An 18,057-nucleotide genomic window follows, 5' to 3' on the forward strand; every position below is an offset into this window, starting at 1 on the left:
GAATGCCCGAAGACAAGTCAGACTGGCAGGTGCCTACGGGCCGGTGTGATATTTTTTGCCCCCGCAGCTTTGCGGCAGCGCTTGTCATTCCAGTCATCAATGAGAATGGACGATTGCTCGGGCAGTTGGACGCCATTGCGGCCCTGCAACTGCCTGTAGATGTCATAGTCGCAGATGGTGGCTCCGATGATGGTTCAACGGATGCGGAACAGCTTGAATGCAGGCGGGTCAGAGCATGCCTGACAAAAACGGGCCCGGGCAGGTTGAGCGCGCAATTGCGGATGGCTTATGCTTGGGCGCTTGAGCAGGGTTATGACGCGATCATTACCATGGATGGAAACGGCAAGGATGGCGTCGATGGAATTCAGCGAATTTTCGACAAGCTTCAGGCCGGGTATGGCTATGTTCAGGGATCGCGATACATTCAGGGCGGTCAGGCTATAAACACGCCCCTATCGCGCTGGATTGCAGGTCGCATGATCCACGCCCCCTTGATCAGCTTGGCGGCGCGGCATTGGTTCACCGATACAACCAACGGGTTCCGCGGCTATTCTGGAGCTTTCCTGAATGACCCAAATGTCCGTCCGTTCCGAAACGTGTTCGTGAATTATAATCTGCTGTTTTATCTGTCCGTACGGGCGTCACAACTGGGCTATAGGGTGACAGAAGTTGGTGTGACCCGCGCCTACCCTCGAACTGGTGCCGTGCCGACCAAGATTCGCGGGTTCCGCGGCAAGCTGAGTTTGTTTAGTGAACTTATCGGAGCAGTTACAAAGCGATATCACCCACCGGCGCCAGGTCATCTAAAAAAATGAGTCATGCCTGAACCTTGCACCATGAGCTGCACACCCAAAACACAGAAGCAGAACAGGTATCGTAAGGTGCATCGTGCTGTCGAGATCCCCGACAGCAGCTTTATCTATGGCCGCTTGGTGATGTAGCCCCAGACCTCACCCAGCGTCCACGCCGTCGACAGCAGCATGACATAGGGCAACGCCTTGATATACCGCATGCCGCGCCCCTTGCTGGCCTGCAGCTTGTAATGACGCACCCAGAGCAGCGGCGGGATCAGCGGACCAGCCAGGATCAGCATCAGACGCTTTGCGTTGCTTTGATTACGCGCCCGGATTTCACCAAACAAACGGCCCCAGTCAAACCGTTCGGGCAGCAATTCGCGGAAGGTTGCCTTGGGGCGATGGTGATGCACGACCACCTCATTCGACAGCCAGAGCTGCTCGCCCTGTTCGATCAGATACCAGTGCACGATCGGCTCGTGATAGCGGTCTTTCCACAGGTGCTGGGTTTTATCCAGCGCCTTGCGGCTATAGGTCAGGTTCACGTCTGAAACCCAGTCTGCCGGGCCGGTGTCGAACGGTCGCCCGTAGCGGCCGAAATCGGTGACGTAGAAGGCCCAGTTCAGCGAGCTGACCGGTTCCATGCATTCGATCGCGCCGCCGATCACGTTCTTGCCGGTCTCCGCGTACAAACGCACTATGGTGCGCGCCCAATCCGATTGCGGCAGGCCGCGGTCTTCGAGAATACCGATGATGTCACCCGTGGCCGCAGCCAGCCCTGCCGAACGGCGACGATCATAAAGCTCGTGCTTGCCCGCCTCGGACGTAATTGGGCGGATCGGCTCAATCACGCCAAGATCCAGAAACCGCACCTCGGGGTAGTCATCAGCATATTGGGCAACATCCGCCACGCTGGCGTCATAGGGAATGATCACATCCAGCGGCGGCGGGTCATCGAAACTACGCACCGCCTCAAGGAAATCCCGCACATAGCTGCCGCCTTGCACGATGGTCAAAACGATGGAAAGGGTCGGATCGCTGCTCATCAGATTTTCATGTCCCCAAGATTGTCCAGAATGACCGGTTGGCCGCTGCGCGTGCTTTCCGGCACGGCGGTGGCTATTTCGACCGCGCGCAGACCGGCATGGCCATCAGCACAGTTCAGACCGGTTTCCCCACGGGTCAGCCGGATGAAATCGGCCAGTTCTTCGCCAAAGGACTGAATTGCCGTCGATTTCCAGGATTTCAGTTTCTCGCGCACCATGATTTCGGGGTAAAACTTGCGCACCTTTTTCGGCGCGCCCCCCGGCTTGTCCATGGTGATGACAAGGTTCTGCATCGGCGCATAGGCCCCGCGCACCATGCCGCGCGAGCCATAGACCTCGATCACGCTCTGATAGCCTTTCCAATCATTCCAGCAGGCCTGATAGATCGCTGGAATGCCATCGGGGTTCTTGAAGATCGCCACCGCGTTATCCTCGGAGTCCGGCACGTTCCAGACCGTGTTGGTAGCCACGCCGTAAACGCTGGTGATCTCGCCCAGAATGAATCGCGCCATGTCGGTCATGTGGATGCCCACATCCCACAGGGCACCGCCGCCCGAGAATTCAGCCTGATATTCCCAGTCATGGGTGAAATGGCCCAGCCCGTCATGGCCGCCATAGACGCGGACATGGTCGATCTCGCCAATCTCGCCCGAGGTCGCTACCTCTTTCACATGCGCAAACGACGGGTAATAGCGCATGTTGAACCCGGCCCCCAGGGCCTTGCCCGCCTTTTTCGCCGCCTCAACGATCCGCCTTGCGCCTTCCACGGTCGGGGCCAGTGGCTTTTCGGTCAGCACATGCAGCCCTTTTTCAAAGGCACGCAGGCATAAGGGTTCACGCACATGCGCGGGGGTCGATATCACCACCGCATCCATCGGCGTCTCAAAGAACCGGTCGAGATCGGTAAAGGCCGGCGCCCCATCAGCCACGGCCACGGCACGGTGAAATTCCAGATCCAGAACCACTGCCAGTTCGGCATCAGGAGACTCGAGAATGTTCTGAACCCGCATCTGGCCGATTTTACCGGCCGCCCCGATCACACCGATCTTCATAAAATTCCTCATTAACAATTGCAGGTGCGCAATAGGGTTACACCCGACATCTCTAACAACAATTCACCTGCAAGCGGAGTAGCATAGGCGCTGCCTCCACGCTAGGCTTCTGAAAGACAGCACTTGCCGACACAGCGAAATCGAAGAGGAACCCAAAGTCGTGAACGTCGCCGGACTGGAACACCTGAATGGCAAGACCGTCTTCGTGACCGGAGCAACCGGTTTTGTTGGCAAACGGCTTGTTCCGACTCTGCTGGATACCAGCGCCAGGGTCACTGTTCTGCTGCGCAGCCGCCACGGCGCGCGCGCGCTTGAGGCGATGGGCGCGCATGTCGTGACCGGGTCGCTTGGCGACAGGGTTGCAATGGAAACCGCCCTGCGCGATCAGGACGTGCTGTTTCATCTGGCCTATGACATGCGCGCACCCGCGGCTGACAATCTCGCCGCATTCGATACCCTCAGACAAGCAGCTGACACCGCCGAGGTCGGACGGATCATCCATATCAGCTCCATCGTCGTCTATGACGGCTGGCCGCAGGACAATCTGTCCGAGGACAGCCCGCTAACCCAGGCCAGGGGCACACCATACCGGCAGGCTAAAATGGCGATGGAGCAAGCTCTGATACAGGGAAAGTGCCCGGCGGCTATCCTGCAGCCGACGCTGGTTTATGGCCCCGGAAGCATGCTTTGGACCGACCGGTTGGCCGATTGGATGGCGGCGGGTAGCGTGGTGCTGCCGGACCCCGAAGGGCGGTGCAACGCGGTCTTTGTCGACGATCTGGTTCAAGCCATGCTGCGCGCCGCCGTGCTGGAAGGGCTGGAGCAAGAGCGGTTCATCATCTCGGGTGCGCCCCCTTTTTCCTGGTCGGATTTGCTGACCGGCTATGCGGGCATCATCGGCAAGGGCACGGTTCGCCATGCGCCAATCGCCGACCTTGCTGCCCGGCTGCCACAGGAACAACCGGGCGAGATCCCCGATACTCCGCCGTTGGCAGCCCGGATCAGCGCCGCCGCACGGGGCTGGATTGGCCGGCAACGGTTCGAGGCATTGGTGCAAATGATCAAGCGACGGCTGCCGCAGCAGGATGAGGTTTACCCGGAGCGCTATATGCTGGACCTGTTTTCGACCACAGGTCAGTGCAGGATCGATCATGCCCGTGCCAGACTAGGCTATGCCCCGGAATACGATCTTGAGGCCGGATTAGCCGCCACCCGCGACTATCTGCGCGCCAGATACGGAAAATAGTTTGTTTGTAATCAGTTACCACATGTTATCAGGGATAAAGACATTTGACCCATATCGCCATTGACGCAACGCCATGGGAAAATGAACGCGGCTTTGGCCGGTTCACCCGCAACCTGGTCGCCGCTCTGGCCGCCCGCGATACCGGCTTTCGCTATACGCTCCTGTTCGATCAGGAACCGACGCGGCCCGTGCCCGATGGGGTCGAAATCCGCATTGCAGGGTCTGAATTGTCGATGTCCGAGGCCTCATCCGGGGCCAAGGCCCGGGGCGGGACCGATCTGCTGACAATGGCCAAGGCGGCACGGCGTATCGACTGCGATGTCTTCTTTTATCCGGCGGTGTATTCCTATTTCCCCCTGCCCGCCCGACGCCCGACGGTGGTGTGCTATCATGACACGATCCCGGAACGCTTTCCCGATCTGATCTTTCCCAAAAAACTGAATTTCCGGCTGTGGCAAGCCAAATGCTGGCTGGCCAAGATGCAGGCGACGCGGGTGATGACGATCTCAGAGGCTTCGGCGAATGACCTAACGCGTATCCTGCGCATCCCCCGCGACCGGATCGACACGATCACCGAAGGGGCTGAAGCCATTTTTCGGCCGCTTGATGATAATTTGGCACTAATACAGGCCAGGCAGGCCTATGATATCCCGCCCGATGCGCCGCTGCTGGTCTATCTGGGCGGTTTCAACCGGCACAAGAACGTGCTGCGGCTGATCGAGGCAATGCCCGAAATCCTGGCAAAAGTGCCGGACACACGTCTGGCCATTGTCGGACGCACCACCGGTGCACGGTTCTGGGACAACATCGAAGACCTCAAGGCCAGTGCCGCCGCCGATGCGGCCCGGTCTGAAAGCATCGTCTTCACCGGCGAGATTGATGACCCCGAACTGGCCGCCCTGCTCAACGCCGCCAACGCGCTGGTTTTCCCCTCACTCTGGGAAGGGTTCGGCCTGCCCGCGCTCGAGGCAATGTCCTGCGGCACACCGGTTCTGTCCTCGGATCGCGGCAGCCTTCCCGAGGTGGTGGGCGATGGCGGGCTGTATTTCGATCCTCTGTCCAGCCAGGCCCTGGCGGATCGGGCCATCCGTCTGTTGAGTGAACCGGGCCTGCAAACCGATCTGTCGCAAAAGGCACAGGCACAGGCCGCGGGCTTTAGCTGGGACAAGGGCGCGGAACTGGCCGAGGTATCGTTTCGGCAAGCGTTGCGCCCGAAATGATAAAAATTTGTCCGATTTCGGTTTGTTATAAAATCCTCGACAATTCTGTCATAATCCAAAATTGATCCCCCTTAGGAAACACGGCGTTGCAGTCTCGAACCCGGTCGACAAATTTGTTGGATTCGCCCCCGTTCCGCCCTATCCGTGGAAAGAGCCTGAATTTCCGACGGCCAAACCGCACATTGATTTCAGTCTGACTTTGTACGATCAGGATAGATTATGAACTACGAAACCTCGCACCATCTTTCCCTCAAGCAGCTTATCGCGGCGCGCGATGCGCGGGTTGCTGTGGTTGGGCTGGGCTATGTCGGGCTGCCGCTGGCGCTGACGGCTTATGATGAGGGGTTCGACACCACCGGCGTTGACCTCAACCCTGATCGGGTGGCGCGGATCAATCAGGGCGATCAGGTCATATCGTATCTGGCGTCAGACCGGATCGCACAAGCGGTAGACAGTGGCAGGTTCCGCGCAACGCAGGACGCCGCGGCACTGGCCGAGGCCGATATCATCCTGATCTGCGTGCCGACACCGCTGACCGATGCACAAGACCCGGACATGCGCTTTGTCGCCGCCGCAGCGCAGACCATCGCGCAGCATCTGCGCCCCGGTCAGATGGTGGTGCTGGAAAGCAGCGTCTGGCCCGGTGCCACCGCGACCCTGGTTCAGCCGATCCTTGAGGCGGGCGGTCTGCGCGCGGGCAGTGATTTCTTCCTGGCGTTTTCGCCCGAGCGCGAAGACCCCGGCAATGACAAGTTCGACACGCACAGCATCCCGAAGGTGGTGGGTGCCGACGATCCGCTGTCGCGGCAACTGGTCGAGGATTTCTACCGCGCTATCGTCACCAGCGCCGTTCCGGTCAGCTCGGCCGCCACAGCCGAAGCGGTGAAGCTGGTCGAAAACAGCTTTCGCACCGTCAATATCGCGCTGGTCAACGAGTTGAAGACCGCGCTTGAAGCAATGGACGTGGATGTCTGGGAAGTGATCGAGGCGGCGGCCACCAAACCGTTTGGCTTCATGCCCTTCTATCCCGGTCCCGGAATTGGTGGGGCCTGCATCCCGGTGTCTCCGGCCTATCTGGCCTGGCGCGCCGCGGATGCAGGATCTGATACGCCGCTGATCAATCTGGCCCGCTCCAGCAACGACGCCGTGCCATCCATGCTGGCGGCACGGATGGCGGCCGAACTGGCGGCGCGTAACGGCTCGGCCATCGCCGAGACCGGGCAACCCCTGACCGGTCAGCGCATCCTGCTGATGGGCATCGCCTATAAGCGCGATGTCGAAGACACCCGCCGCAGCCCGGCGCTGGTGTTGCTGGACGAGCTGGAGAAGCTGGGGGCCGAAGTGGACTATCACGACCCGTATTTCCCCCGCCTGCCCGAAGGCGGCGAATATCCGCAACTTGCAGGCCGAACCTCCCAGCCGCTGACGGCGGACAACCTGAAACGCTATGCGGCGGTGGCCGTGATCACCGATCACAGCGCCCCGGATTACGGTCTGGTCGCGCGCGAGGCGACACTGGTTTTTGATACGCGCAATGTTTTTGCAAAACGCGGGATCACAGTAGACAGCGGGCGGTTCAGGAAACTTTGATAAAGGCCAGGGTCCCGGCCCCCGGAAGCTGCGGACCATGGCAGAGACACGCCACCGACAACCGGTTTACTTTCAGGCATGTGCAATTCGAAAGAAGACCCCCAGTAATGAGTAAAAAACCGGAAAAAATCTTTGTTGATCTGGATGGGACGCTGGTCAGAACAGACCTGTTTGTCGAGGCTATTCTGCTGTTCCTGAAGAAAAACCCGCTCAATCTTTTTCCGGTTCTCCTGTGGGTGTTCCGCGGTATCTCCTATGCCAAGGCGCGGATCGGCCGAGAAATCGGATTAGAAGCTGCGGACCTGCCGTTCGAAACCGACCTGCTGGATTATCTGCGCGTGCAGAAAGAAGAAGGCAGGTATCTGATCCTCGCTACAGCCTCGCACCGCGTCTATGCCGAAAAGGTGGCCGCGCATCTGGGCCTGTTCTCGTCTGTTCTGGCCACAGAGGAGGGCCGGAACCTGAAAGGGCCCAACAAGCTTGCCGCCATTCGTGACACAGCCGGATCCGACGCCTTTACCTATGCCGGGGACAGCACAGCAGACAGCCCGATCTGGGCGGCAGCCGGGTCGGGTATTTTCGTCAATGCCCCGGCCTCGGACGTGGCCGCGGCGCAGGCTGCGGGCACCGCTGAAAAGATCATCGCCTCACGCCCGCCGGTATGGCGCGCCTTCATCAAGTCGATGCGCCCTCATCAATACGCCAAGAACGCCCTGATCTTTGTGCCGATCTTCACCTCGCAGATGCACCTGCCCGCTGCGGGGTTCCTTGCGGCACTTCTAGCCTTTATCTGCTTCAGCCTCTGTGCGTCGGGCGTGTATTTCCTGAATGACCTAATGGACCTGCAGGCCGACCGCCGCCACACCAGCAAGCGGCATCGTCCCCTGCCCGCGGGTGATCTGCCGCTTCAGACCGGCGTCATCGGGGCCATCGCCCTGCCCGGCATCGCCTTTGCCTTGTCCCTGCTCTTTCTGCCGCCCGCCTTCACGATTGTGCTGATCGCCTATCTGGCCATCACCATGGCCTATTCCTTCTGGCTCAAGCAGATCGCAACCGCAGATGTCATGGTGCTGGCCTCGCTTTACACGCTGCGTGTCATCGCCGGAGCAGCCGCCACGGGCATTGTGCTGTCCTCGTGGCTGTTGGCATTCTCGATGTTCATCTTCGTCAGCCTCGGCTATCTCAAGAGATATATCGAGGTCGCAGCGGCCCCACATGACGAGACCAATGTGCATGGCCGCGACTATTCCCATGCCGACAGCGAGACCATGTTCAGCCTTGGCGTCGCCAATATCACAGCCGCCGTTGTAATTCTTGCGCTCTACATCAACAGCCCCGAAGTGAAAGGCTTTTACAGCACTCCGGAAATCCTGTGGCTGCTGTGCCTGTTGCTGCTGTATTGGGGCAACCGCATCTGGGTCGGTGCTCGGCGCGGTCGGATTGCCGACGATCCGGTCCTGTTCGCCTTGCGTGACAGAATAAGCCTTTTGATCGGCGGGGCCTTTGTCGTGGTGACCCTAACCGCCAAATACCTCACCATTTGATGGAGCTGCCCAGAATGGTTAGATACCAGCCCGCCCAAGTTTCAGACATTGCCCGGCAGATCTACTGTGACGGTCCGATCATGTTGCGAAAATTGCAGCATTGGCGCCCTCTGATCTGTCCTTATCACGTTCTGCTCGATCAGGTGCCCGCGGATGTCAGGGTTCTAGATGTCGGATGCGGAGCAGGCCTCTTTCTGGGAACGCTTGCCTCCACCGGCAGAATTGCGGGAGGGCTTGGCTTTGACAGCAGCGAAGCTGCCATCGCTGCTGCAGGCGCCATGACACGCCAATTGCCGGAAAACCACGACGTCAGCTTTCAGCATCTGGATGCAACCAAACCTTGGCCGGAAGGGGAATTCGATCTGATTTCCATGATTGATGTCATGCATCACGTCCCTCCGGTTGCACAGCGCGGAGTCTTTACTCAGGCCGCAGCGCGTGTGGCACCGGGTAAATGGTTTCTCTACAAAGATATGGCCCGGCGACCGGCCTGGCGCGCCACTGCAAACCGGCTTCATGATCTGGTCGTGGCCCAGGAATGGATTCACTACGTGGATATAGATGAAATTTTAACCTGGGGTGCCCAGGAAGGGCTCACTGTTCAAGCGCGGCAGAACATAGATATGCTTTGGTATCGCCATGAGCTCACTTTGTTCCAGCGCCCAAGCCTGACCTGAAACTTCAAGGAGAAACTCATGTCGATTTACTGGTCTGCACTGTTGCTTGCTGTTTGCGCGAATATTTCAGCAAACGTGGCCCTCAAACTGGCCGTACTCGGTTTCTCGGGGCCGCTCGACATTCGCGCTACGCTGACAGCACCCTGGGCATGGGTTGGGGTAATAAGCTGTATTCTCCTTCTCGGTGGTTATCTCATCGCCATCCGCGGTGTCGAACTGAGTATCGCTTATCCTATCGTTACCGGGCTCGCCATGGTCGGAATCGCCATTATGGGTCATGTCCTCTTCGCTGAAGCCCTGAACCTGCAAAAACTCGTTGGCATCGGGTTTATCATTGCCGGGGTGGTCGTGCTCTCCCAGGTCAAACCTGCCTGAGACCACCGCCCCACCCCTTGGCAGGCGGAGATTTGCACATTTGCACGGCAAAACCGCTCAAAGATTGCCCTTTCTGAGAATTCCAGAGAAGAATTGGGAAAGGCAGTCCTTTGACCACAGGCAATACGCAGTATCGAACGAGTAGTGGAGCTCAGCTCCAGCGGGTATCCAATAACCAAATTTTAACCTCAGGTGGTTCATAGTTTTGCCATGATTCCACACCGGAATCGATAAGGGGAAGTTCCCCTGTGGTACTGCGATGACCCGCCCTTATGGGGTGAAAGAAAACGGAACCAGAACGGAGCGCTTGGACCAATATGCTGGGAATCTTTAGTATAGCGATATGTGTCGGCCTTGCTGCCAGCATCGCGACCTGGCTGTCCGGGTATTCTCTGCTGATGGCTTTTGGGGTTTATGCACTGTCCGGCTGGCTCTTCATCTTGATTGCCTTCACCGCGCTCTATGCCACCAGATCACTAAGAATGCGTACAGAGAAACCAGACCACGCCTATTCAGGCTGAACTGTCACTCTTTTCCACTCACCCTCTTGGCCACATATCCCAGAAACGCCCACTGCGGGTTTCTTATCTGCGGGCGACCGGACGCGGCCCAATAGGCCAGCCAGTCCGCTTCCAGCGCATAGACATCGCGGCCCGGTGCCATTGCCCTGGCTTCCTCCAGCGCCTGTGACGGCAGGATCGGTTTGTCCGGTCCCTCGACCACCTGGCCACGGCGCGAAAAGCGGATCAGGTCGCCGGGCTCTTCGATCATCTCATAATCGGGCAGGTGATCGGCTGCGATCATGTCGCGGATCATTTTGCGGAACACCCGCCGGGGCGAGGCCGAACCCGATTTCTTCAACAGCACCTCAACCGAAATCCGCCACTCGGGTTGACGACCGCAATGTTTGCGCGCCAGCTCATAGATGCGCCGCTCGAGCGGTTTGCGCAGGCGGAAGTAATCGCGGCTGAGGGTCAGCACGGATTTCGCCAGCACCGCGCGAAACAGCCAGTCCGACAGTTTCACACTGACGCTGACCATCCGGCCCGCCCGGGTGTGGCGGACGATTTCCCAGCTTTCGATCAGGCCGAACCCGGTGGTGGTTTCCTTCTCGCCGGTGACAATGTTGGTGGTGATCCGGGTGCCTGCCAGCCGCTCGAACGCTTCGCGCAGACGCTTGTAGCCATCGCCGCTGGTTTCGCGATTGGTGGCCACCAGCAGATCATGCGCTTTCAGATGCAACACCCGGCTGACCGTCCGGCCCGCATTGATCGCTGCCATCAACTGACTGATGCAAAAGATCAGGATGTCCTTGTCGTGGATCGTCGCCAGCCCCCGCACCGAGGGCGTCACCGTGATCTCGACCCCGTTATGCTCGTAATTGAGGATCCGGCGATCCGGCCGGGTCGAGAGCGAAAACATCGGATGCTCCATCGAGCCCATATCTGTCTTGGGCAGCGCATCGAAGATATCGCATACAAAAAAATCACCCGTTGGGTGCCGGTCGGGCAACAACGCCCCTGACCCGCTCATACTGCCCTGCCCATATGTCCTGCCCGAATCTTTGTTCGTGGTTTTATTGACGCCTACCGTAGAGTTATCCACAGGAAGCGTAAAGCCGCCGAAACGTGGGATCAGAGTCACTCCAACGTGGGATCAGAGTCACCATATCGTGGGATCAGATTCAGTATGATCCACAAAAAATACAAAAACCTCTTTTTTTTCTTATACTTAATAGAACTCAAGTTCACCTGTAACTAATAAGATAACAGGATTCTAACTGAACATTTTTTTGCTATACGCTCAAAAGCAGCGTCTCGAAGACTTTCTACCCCTTAATTTTGCTTAGAAAATCCGGTTTTGTACTCATAATGCTTCCACATGCTTCCTTTTGTGGTATATTAATCAAAACATAGCACATAGGCAGGTTTTCAATGCGAGCAGCAACCTCCGAGGGGCTTCCCCCTTATTTCAATATTGATCCGGATCTTGCTTATGCTGAACTTGGAAATCCAACCGGCACGGGTAAGTTTTCACAAATCGCGGATGCCTGTGCACGGGGGCGCAGTGATCTGGCAAACCGGGGGTTGGAGGAAAACGGTCAGAAGAAGCTGCGCCTGTTTTCAACCTGGGAAATCACCAAATATCTGATCCCTGTCGCACCCGCCCATTTTCGGCGCGTGCTGAAGGGCAACCCGGACTTGCCGCAGGGGCAATCCGAAACCGAGGGCGGGGCCAAGTGGTTCACGCTGGATGAGGTTCTGCGGCTGAGGGCACATTTTGCCTCGGAGGGGTCCAAAGCCAAGGAGTACCGCCCTTACCGGCCCAACCGGCTACCTGCCAAGATCGTCTCGGTCGCCAATTTCAAAGGCGGTGTTGGCAAGACCTCAACCTGCGCGCATCTGGCCATGTCTGCCGCCCTGGATGGTTACAAGGTGCTGGTCATTGATCTGGACAGTCAGGGTTCGATGACGTCGATCTTTGGCGGTAAGGTAACCGATGAATGGCAGACGGTGTTCCCTCTGCTCGCCCGCCACTACGCCACCCATCTGCGCCGTGACAATCAGGGGCGGCTTGATCGGGGTGAGGCACCGCATCCGATCGACGACACCTTGTCCGAAGCGCTGAAGGTCCGCAGCAGCGATCTGATCCAGACCACGCATTGGCCGAATATCGACCTGATCGGCGCGCAGTTGAACCTGTACTGGGCGGAATTCCAGATCCCCGTCTGGCGAATGCAGGGCCGCAGCTGGAAGCTGTGGGATGCGCTGACAGATACGCTGGACGAAGATGGGGTGCTGGACGAGTATGACATCATCTTCATCGATACCCCCCCTGCCCTTGGCTATCTGACGATCAACGGGCTGGCCGCCTCGGATATCCTTCTGGTGCCCATGGGGGCCTCGTTCCTGGAATTCGACTCCACCGGGCGGTTCTTTGACATGCTGCATTCCACGTTTCAGTCCATCGAAGATGGTGAGAACATGGCGGCCCGCGCGTTGGGGCGGCCCGAGATGGCCTTTCAATGGGACGCAGTGCGCACAATCATCACCCGCTATGACGGCAGCCAGCAGGCCGAGCTGGCCGGGCTGATGCAAGCCTATCTGGGCCGCACCCTGTCACCGCATTGGCAGGGCTACACGGCGCTGATCGGGCAGGCCGGGGAACAGGTCAACGGTATCTACGAGGCCGATTACCGCGATTTCAACCGCGAGACCTATGTGCGCGGGCGGGAAACCTTCGATGCCACCTATGCCTCGTTCAAGAAGCTGCTGATTGGCGTCTGGCGAGGTGAGGAACTGGCGCAGCAGGCCGAAGCGGCGGGGACGCCGGAACTGGCGCTAAGGTGATCATGTTTCGCGCGCGAAACACATCAGTGGCGCCCGAAACAGGGTCTGATCCGCGCTGGAAAAGGAGAAAGTGATGGCAAAACGCAAACGGTTGACCCCTGCCCGGCCGGATTATCTGGAAGACACCCGCCCTGCCCCCGGGTTGAACCCCATGTTCCCTGCGGAAACGCCCCGCGCTGCGCCTCCGGTTGCACAGGTGGCCGGAGCCACGGCGGCTCAGGCGGCACTGGAGGAGCTGTCCGGAGAATTGCGTGCCGCCCGTGCCGAGGGGCGGTTGGTGCAGGACCTGCCGCTGGATTCAATCGAGGAAACCTATCTGGTGCGCGACCGGTTGGCGGCTGATGACGCGGATATGGAGGCGTTGAAGGAAAGCCTGAAGGCGCGCGGGCAGCAAACTCCGATCGAGGTGGTGGAGTTGGAAGGGGGGCGATACGGCCTGATTTCTGGATGGCGGCGCATGACCGCTTTGCGGGCCTTGGCAAAGAACACGGGCGAGGCGCGCTTTGCAACCGTGCGTGCCTTTCTCAGGCAACCACAGAGCGCATCTGACGCTTACGTGGCCATGGTCGAGGAAAACGAAATCCGCGTCGGGCTGAGCTATTATGAGCGCGCCCGGATCGTGGCGCGTGCGGCAGAGCAAGGGGTTTACCCGGATGAAGCCGCCGCCCTGCGCGGATTGTTCACATCAGCCAGCCGGGCCAAACGGTCCAAGATAGGGTCTTTCGTGGCGATTTATCACGCGCTGGATAATCATCTGCAGTTCCCTTCGGCCATTCCTGAACGGTTGGGGTTGTCGGTTGCGAAGGTTTTGAAAGATAATCCGAAGGCTGTCTCGATGCTGGCCGAAGCTCTGAAGGTTAATCCGGCCCACACACCCGAAAATGAGGGGCAGAGTTTGGCACGCGCGATCCTGAAACTGGACAAGAGTGATCGGAAGTCTGCCATCCCCGAGGCCGTCGCGCCGCATCCAGAAACGATCGGCGGTATTCACCTGAAACAGAGCCGCAATGGAGCGCAGCTCACGTTGTCCGGCAAGGGTGTTTCAGGTACCTTTCTTGCGGAATTGCGGGATTGGCTGAAAACCCGGGCGGGGTAATGTTTCGCGCGCGAAACGGTGCCGGGTTGAAGGCGCATGGCCTACCTTACGGGTTGTTGGCTTTGGACCGGCGTCTTTGGACCGTAAGAGCCTTGTCGGCAATCCGCGGGTCGTGCATGTTGGTCGCCTCAAACCCCAGGGAATCGCGCACCACATAAAGAGGTCGGTTTTTGGCTTCGGAATAGGATCGGCCCAGATATTCGCCAATCACACCCAAAACCATCAACTGAAGCCCGCCTAGAAACAGTACTGCGACCATCAAAGAGGCATAACCGGGGATATCCACCCCTGAGAAGATTGTCCGGATAACAAGATATGTCCCGTAGGCGACAGCAATGAACGCGGTAAGGCACGCCGATCTGTTTGAACCCGACCCACGCAAATAGCCCCTTCATGTGTCCGTCGTCAGGGATTTTGGGACAGATGGCCGCCTGAGCTAGGAGAGGATCTGGCGCATCTGGTTGGTTTGATTATGCGGCGGATTTGCTGCGAAGCAAACGCCGAGTTTCGAGTGTATTCCGTTTAATCCTTTCTCGTTGTTTCAGAATGGTGTGGCCGCGCCCGAAGTAGACACCGGCCGGGGTGAGGTTTAGCAGGCTCTCGTGATAGCGCCGGTGGTTTTAGTGATCGACAAAGGCGTCGATCTGCTGCCTGAGATCACCGGGCAGGTAGTAGTTTTCCAGCAAAATGCGGGTCTTCAATGTCTGGTGCCAGCGCTCGATCTTTCCCTGAGTTTGCTCATGCTGCCCGAATAACAGTTTGGCCGATATCCCGGTACTGTATTCGCTGGCATATGCATGCCGTGGTTTCGATCTATTTTTTTTGAGTCAAGCGAGGTGCTGTGCTAAACCTTACGGAGATTTTCTTATTGTTGTGCAGGCAAAAGAACATAGTAGCCAACGTTAGCCAGTGAGGTGTTCATGCGTATTTGGACTAAGGCCGCCCTATTGTTGCTTTTGGCAACGCCCGCCCATGCCTATATCGGCCCGGGGGCAGGGCTTGGTGCCCTTTTCACCTTGGTCGCAATTTTCCTTGGAGGTTTCCTCCTTGTCATGGGGTTTATATGGTTTCCGCTGAAACGCGCCCTCAGAAAAAGAAAAATTGGTGATGTGAAGGTTGAGGACGCTGACACTCAGCAATGACGGTCGCGTTTTTTGTTTCATTGTTCGCCGTCGCCGGTTTCGGCTTTGGTCTTTGGTTCTTGAGGATTGTTGGGGTGACAAAGAGCCTTGCGGATGACGCGATGCAGGGCATCTCTGCAATGCTGGACAGCGAGATGGACGACGACGCCAAGGAGGTTTTGGTCCGGCAATCCGGTTGGTCCCTCATTGTGCATGGCTGGAGAGTGTTCTGGCGGTTTGGCGCGGCTCTTCTCGCTGCGGCAGTTCCCCTTCTGATTGCGGACGTTTTGGGTCTTGCCGCTATCAGCGAAACAACGTCGCTGATGCTGCGTCCCGAATACATCATCGGTGTTTCGTTGGCGGCGATCGCCATCGGGTGGCCATTGCGCCGAAAGACCCGGGAAAGGACGCGGGAGACAAGCACAACCGGAATCTATGGAACCACTGATCGGTTCGCACATATGCTGGCGTTTTCAGGTCCGCGTTTTCACCGGACGACGGCCAGGATTGATGACTATGCCTTTGACAAGCGGGTTGGGGATTTTAAGGTCGGGCCACCGGTATTCATCACATCTCTGGCGCGCGGCGGCACGACGTCGCTGCTGAATGCGTTGTCCGAAGTTGAGGGGCTGGCGACGCATCGCTACAGGGACATGCCTTTTATCTCGGCACCATATCTGTGGAACGGCATGGGTAATTTGCTGAACCGCAAGGTCACTCAGGTGGAACGGGCACATGGCGACGGGTTGCGGATCGGGCTCGACAGCCCAGAGGCTTTTGACGAAGTATTCTGGCGCTTGTTCTGGCCAAAAAAATATGGCGGAGATCAGATAACGCTCTGGCATCAGGCAGATTTTCGCACGGAAGCACAGGAATTTTTCATAACGCATTTCAGGAAAATATGTTACTTGCGCAAAGCGGCGGCTGCCGTCAACGGGCAGGTTCCGCCGCGCTACCTGTCCAAAAACAACGCCAATATCGCCCGGCTGCGGCTGTTGCCGAACTGTTTCCCCGGCTGCGGCATTGTTGTCCCGGTCAGGCACCCCGGAGCGCATGCGTGGTCGCTTTTACGCCAGCACAGAAACTTTCTCAGGCGGCAGAAAGAGGACGAGTTTGTCCTGCGCTACATGCGCGACATAGGTCATCTGGAGTTCGGTCTGCTTCATCAGCCGTTGGGTTTCCCTCATCTGGCAGTCGATGAGTATGGGCTTGATGATCCGAATTACTGGCTGGCCTATTGGATCGCGGCATTTCGTGAAGTCACGGAACATTGCGACGCGTGCCATATCGTGGTGCAGGACGATCTTCGCGCCCGACCGAACGAGGTGCTTCCAGTGCTGACTGAGCGGCTGGGCTTCAGTGCCGGCAACATGAACTTCCGCCCGTTCTTTCATGCCCGGCCAGACGCGAAGATGGATGAAGGGTTTTCTGGAGATCTGTTAAAGGAGGCGACCGCCGTCTACGACGCATTGGTGGCGCGAGCGGTGAGGTGAGGTTGTAATGGAAAAGTTTCTTTTTAAGAAAATTGAGATCTGGGTTCTGATCGCGTTCAGTACTGTGGTTACACAGTGCCAGCGGCAATCGCAGCCAGCAAGTGTTAGGAGTAATTTGTAGTGGAACGCAACAATTTAGTTAGTTTTATTGTTTTTCTTGTATGCGGTGCGGTCTTGGCTTTTCTGGCGGGTATGTCCACCGCTATTCTGAACCTGCCGCCGACTGCACTGATCCGGGAAGCCAAAGACACGGCCGAGGAACTGATCCGTGGCCCGTGGTTTCGCGACCCTCGGTGGATGCCACGCCGCTATGAGGGCGTAGGCCTTGTCAAGCATGATCCTGAACGGAGTTGGGCCGGACTCACGGTTGTGCAAGGCATGTTTGACGAAGGTGCAAGAGCGCGTGTCTATAACGCTGATGGTATACTTCTGCGTGAATGGCCTCTTGATTTCCATGCAATTTGGCCCGACCCGTCACACATAATACCAGAGAAAAATATTCCTCGGAAGTTCGGGGAGTATCATACTCAGGGGATAGCTCTGGAAGAAGATGGCTCTGTCCTCGTTAATTTCGCAGAACGCGGCACCGTACGCCTTGATCCTTGTGGGAATATCGTCTGGACCGTTGATCAGATGACGCATCACTCGATCACGAAGAATCCGGACGGGACCTATTGGATTCCAAACAAACGTGATCCGGCAACCATCGCTCCAGAATACATGCTTCCGGGAGCCTCGGTCGAAGCAATCATGAATTCCGATAATTTTTATGCCGATTCAGCGCTTTTAATCGATCCCGAGGGGCGCATCATCGAAGATGTCCCGATCTTGGAACCAACGGTTGACTGGTTGGTGGAAAATCAGGAGTTCGACATCATACACGGGCTCAATCCGGAAGAATTGGACCCGATACATCTCAACGATATCGAAGTTGTCACCCCTGAACTGAGTGCACGCATTCCAGGGTCAGAGCCAGGTGATTTGCTACTCTCCATGCGCAACCTCAACGCGCTGGCTGTGCTGGACAAATCCAGCGGCAAGATCGTTTGGATGCAGCACGGGCCATGGCTGGGGCAGCATGATCCCGATATCGCGCCGGACGGAACCATCACAATTTTTGACAATGGATTTGATCGACGGATGCCAGGTCGCGAATTCGAGGGAGCCGGTGTGCTTCGCTTCGATCCTGCGACCGGCCTGGCAGAGACAGTTTATCCAAAAACCGACGATCAGCGGTTTTTCAGCTTTATCATGGGCAGGCATCAGGTACTGCCCAACGGTAATATTCTTATAACCGAGAGCACATCAGGCCGCGTTTTCGAGATCACACCTGATGGAGAAACCGTGTGGTCAATGGTGTTTGTCGTGGGAGCCAGCGCTGCCGCGCTGGTTGAGGAAGCTCGGCGCTATCCGCCGAATTATGTAGATCGAGACGTTTGGTCCTGCCCTTGAT

At 57.7% G+C, this 18,057-nt stretch carries 16 protein-coding genes and 1 pseudogene; 12 read left to right on the forward strand and 5 right to left on the reverse strand.

Annotated elements, in window-relative coordinates:
* The first annotated feature begins 2 nt into the window (after window positions 1-2).
* On the forward strand, window positions 3-815 hold the full coding sequence (locus tag ACR0JI_RS03110; protein WP_480495656.1) for a glycosyltransferase family 2 protein: 813 nt from the start codon (window positions 3-5) through the stop codon (window positions 813-815).
* A gap of 104 nt (window positions 816-919) precedes the next feature.
* Here the strand turns inward: ACR0JI_RS03110 and ACR0JI_RS03115 are convergent, their stop codons facing one another.
* Both ACR0JI_RS03115 and ACR0JI_RS03120 read right to left on the reverse strand, forming a co-directional pair.
* Window positions 920-1,840 (reverse strand): glycosyltransferase family 2 protein, encoded by a 921-nt coding sequence (locus ACR0JI_RS03115; protein WP_480495658.1) that lies wholly within the window; start codon window positions 1,838-1,840, stop codon window positions 920-922.
* Window positions 1,840-2,892, reverse strand: a complete 1,053-nt coding sequence (locus ACR0JI_RS03120) for a Gfo/Idh/MocA family protein (protein ID WP_480495659.1) — start codon at window positions 2,890-2,892, stop codon at window positions 1,840-1,842. The genes ACR0JI_RS03115 and ACR0JI_RS03120 overlap by 1 nt, the downstream gene beginning before the upstream one ends.
* Before the next feature lie 160 nt (window positions 2,893-3,052).
* On the opposite strand from ACR0JI_RS03120, the gene ACR0JI_RS03125 reads away from it, so the two are divergent.
* From ACR0JI_RS03125 to ACR0JI_RS03155, 7 genes are all read left to right on the forward strand, one after another.
* Window positions 3,053-4,138 (forward strand): NAD-dependent epimerase/dehydratase family protein, encoded by a 1,086-nt coding sequence (locus ACR0JI_RS03125; protein ID WP_480495661.1) that lies wholly within the window; start codon window positions 3,053-3,055, stop codon window positions 4,136-4,138.
* A gap of 44 nt (window positions 4,139-4,182) precedes the next feature.
* Complete coding sequence (locus tag ACR0JI_RS03130) at window positions 4,183-5,358, forward strand: glycosyltransferase family 4 protein (RefSeq protein ID WP_480495663.1); 1,176 nt, start codon at window positions 4,183-4,185, stop codon at window positions 5,356-5,358.
* Between the two features lie 219 nt (window positions 5,359-5,577).
* On the forward strand, window positions 5,578-6,948 hold the full coding sequence (locus tag ACR0JI_RS03135; protein WP_480495665.1) for a nucleotide sugar dehydrogenase: 1,371 nt from the start codon (window positions 5,578-5,580) through the stop codon (window positions 6,946-6,948).
* 107 nt (window positions 6,949-7,055) lie between these two features.
* Window positions 7,056-8,492: a UbiA family prenyltransferase gene (locus ACR0JI_RS03140; RefSeq protein WP_480495667.1), complete on the forward strand. Its 1,437-nt coding sequence runs from the start codon at window positions 7,056-7,058 to the stop codon at window positions 8,490-8,492.
* Window positions 8,493-8,506: 14 nt separating this feature from the next.
* Window positions 8,507-9,169, forward strand: a complete 663-nt coding sequence (locus ACR0JI_RS03145) for a class I SAM-dependent methyltransferase (protein WP_480495669.1) — start codon at window positions 8,507-8,509, stop codon at window positions 9,167-9,169.
* A gap of 18 nt (window positions 9,170-9,187) precedes the next feature.
* A complete protein-coding gene (locus ACR0JI_RS03150; protein ID WP_480495671.1) occupies window positions 9,188-9,544 on the forward strand; it encodes a DMT family transporter in 357 nt (118 codons plus the stop codon).
* Window positions 9,545-9,861: 317 nt separating this feature from the next.
* Window positions 9,862-10,065 carry a hypothetical protein gene (locus ACR0JI_RS03155; protein WP_480495673.1) on the forward strand — a complete coding sequence of 68 codons (204 nt, stop codon included), beginning with the start codon at window positions 9,862-9,864 and terminating at the stop codon, window positions 10,063-10,065.
* A 4-nt stretch (window positions 10,066-10,069) separates the two neighbouring features.
* Here the strand turns inward: ACR0JI_RS03155 and ACR0JI_RS03160 are convergent, their stop codons facing one another.
* Window positions 10,070-11,077 carry a replication initiator protein A gene (locus tag ACR0JI_RS03160; RefSeq protein ID WP_480495675.1) on the reverse strand — a complete coding sequence of 336 codons (1,008 nt, stop codon included), beginning with the start codon at window positions 11,075-11,077 and terminating at the stop codon, window positions 10,070-10,072.
* 401 nt (window positions 11,078-11,478) lie between these two features.
* Between ACR0JI_RS03160 and ACR0JI_RS03165 the strand changes: the two genes are divergently transcribed.
* Window positions 11,479-12,894 (forward strand): AAA family ATPase, encoded by a 1,416-nt coding sequence (locus ACR0JI_RS03165; protein ID WP_480495677.1) that lies wholly within the window; start codon window positions 11,479-11,481, stop codon window positions 12,892-12,894.
* Window positions 12,895-12,967: 73 nt separating this feature from the next.
* Window positions 12,968-13,990 (forward strand): ParB/RepB/Spo0J family partition protein, encoded by a 1,023-nt coding sequence (locus ACR0JI_RS03170; protein ID WP_480495678.1) that lies wholly within the window; start codon window positions 12,968-12,970, stop codon window positions 13,988-13,990.
* Window positions 13,991-14,036: 46 nt separating this feature from the next.
* Here the strand turns inward: ACR0JI_RS03170 and ACR0JI_RS03175 are convergent, their stop codons facing one another.
* Both ACR0JI_RS03175 and ACR0JI_RS03180 read right to left on the reverse strand, forming a co-directional pair.
* Window positions 14,037-14,249, reverse strand: a complete 213-nt coding sequence (locus ACR0JI_RS03175; RefSeq protein WP_480495680.1) for a hypothetical protein — start codon at window positions 14,247-14,249, stop codon at window positions 14,037-14,039.
* 211 nt (window positions 14,250-14,460) lie between these two features.
* Window positions 14,461-14,733 (reverse strand): annotated as a pseudogene (locus tag ACR0JI_RS03180) (integrase core domain-containing protein); the annotation flags it as partial.
* 473 nt (window positions 14,734-15,206) lie between these two features.
* On the opposite strand from ACR0JI_RS03180, the gene ACR0JI_RS03185 reads away from it, so the two are divergent.
* Complete coding sequence (locus ACR0JI_RS03185; protein WP_480495682.1) at window positions 15,207-16,604, forward strand: hypothetical protein; 1,398 nt, start codon at window positions 15,207-15,209, stop codon at window positions 16,602-16,604.
* 120 nt (window positions 16,605-16,724) lie between these two features.
* Window positions 16,725-18,056 carry an arylsulfotransferase family protein gene (locus ACR0JI_RS03190; RefSeq protein ID WP_480495683.1) on the forward strand — a complete coding sequence of 444 codons (1,332 nt, stop codon included), beginning with the start codon at window positions 16,725-16,727 and terminating at the stop codon, window positions 18,054-18,056.
* Window position 18,057 lies beyond the last annotated feature (1 nt).

This window comes from Ruegeria sp. N10, assembly GCF_056531545.1.

What these genes read in the sequence shown, in the direction of transcription:
- ACR0JI_RS03110 (WP_480495656.1), top strand. Translation starts at nt 3, where the DNA reads ATGCCCGAAGACAAGTCAGACTGGCAGGTGCCTACGGGCCGGTGTGAT.
- ACR0JI_RS03115 (WP_480495658.1), bottom strand. Translation starts at nt 1,840, where the DNA reads ATGAGCAGCGATCCGACCCTTTCCATCGTTTTGACCATCGTGCAAGGC.
- ACR0JI_RS03120 (WP_480495659.1), bottom strand. Translation starts at nt 2,892, where the DNA reads ATGAAGATCGGTGTGATCGGGGCGGCCGGTAAAATCGGCCAGATGCGG.
- ACR0JI_RS03135 (WP_480495665.1), top strand. Translation starts at nt 5,578, where the DNA reads ATGAACTACGAAACCTCGCACCATCTTTCCCTCAAGCAGCTTATCGCG.
- ACR0JI_RS03140 (WP_480495667.1), top strand. Translation starts at nt 7,056, where the DNA reads ATGAGTAAAAAACCGGAAAAAATCTTTGTTGATCTGGATGGGACGCTG.
- ACR0JI_RS03145 (WP_480495669.1), top strand. Translation starts at nt 8,507, where the DNA reads ATGGTTAGATACCAGCCCGCCCAAGTTTCAGACATTGCCCGGCAGATC.
- ACR0JI_RS03150 (WP_480495671.1), top strand. Translation starts at nt 9,188, where the DNA reads ATGTCGATTTACTGGTCTGCACTGTTGCTTGCTGTTTGCGCGAATATT.
- ACR0JI_RS03155 (WP_480495673.1), top strand. Translation starts at nt 9,862, where the DNA reads ATGCTGGGAATCTTTAGTATAGCGATATGTGTCGGCCTTGCTGCCAGC.
- ACR0JI_RS03160 (WP_480495675.1), bottom strand. Translation starts at nt 11,077, where the DNA reads ATGAGCGGGTCAGGGGCGTTGTTGCCCGACCGGCACCCAACGGGTGAT.
- ACR0JI_RS03165 (WP_480495677.1), top strand. Translation starts at nt 11,479, where the DNA reads ATGCGAGCAGCAACCTCCGAGGGGCTTCCCCCTTATTTCAATATTGAT.
- ACR0JI_RS03170 (WP_480495678.1), top strand. Translation starts at nt 12,968, where the DNA reads ATGGCAAAACGCAAACGGTTGACCCCTGCCCGGCCGGATTATCTGGAA.
- ACR0JI_RS03175 (WP_480495680.1), bottom strand. Translation starts at nt 14,249, where the DNA reads ATGGTCGCAGTACTGTTTCTAGGCGGGCTTCAGTTGATGGTTTTGGGT.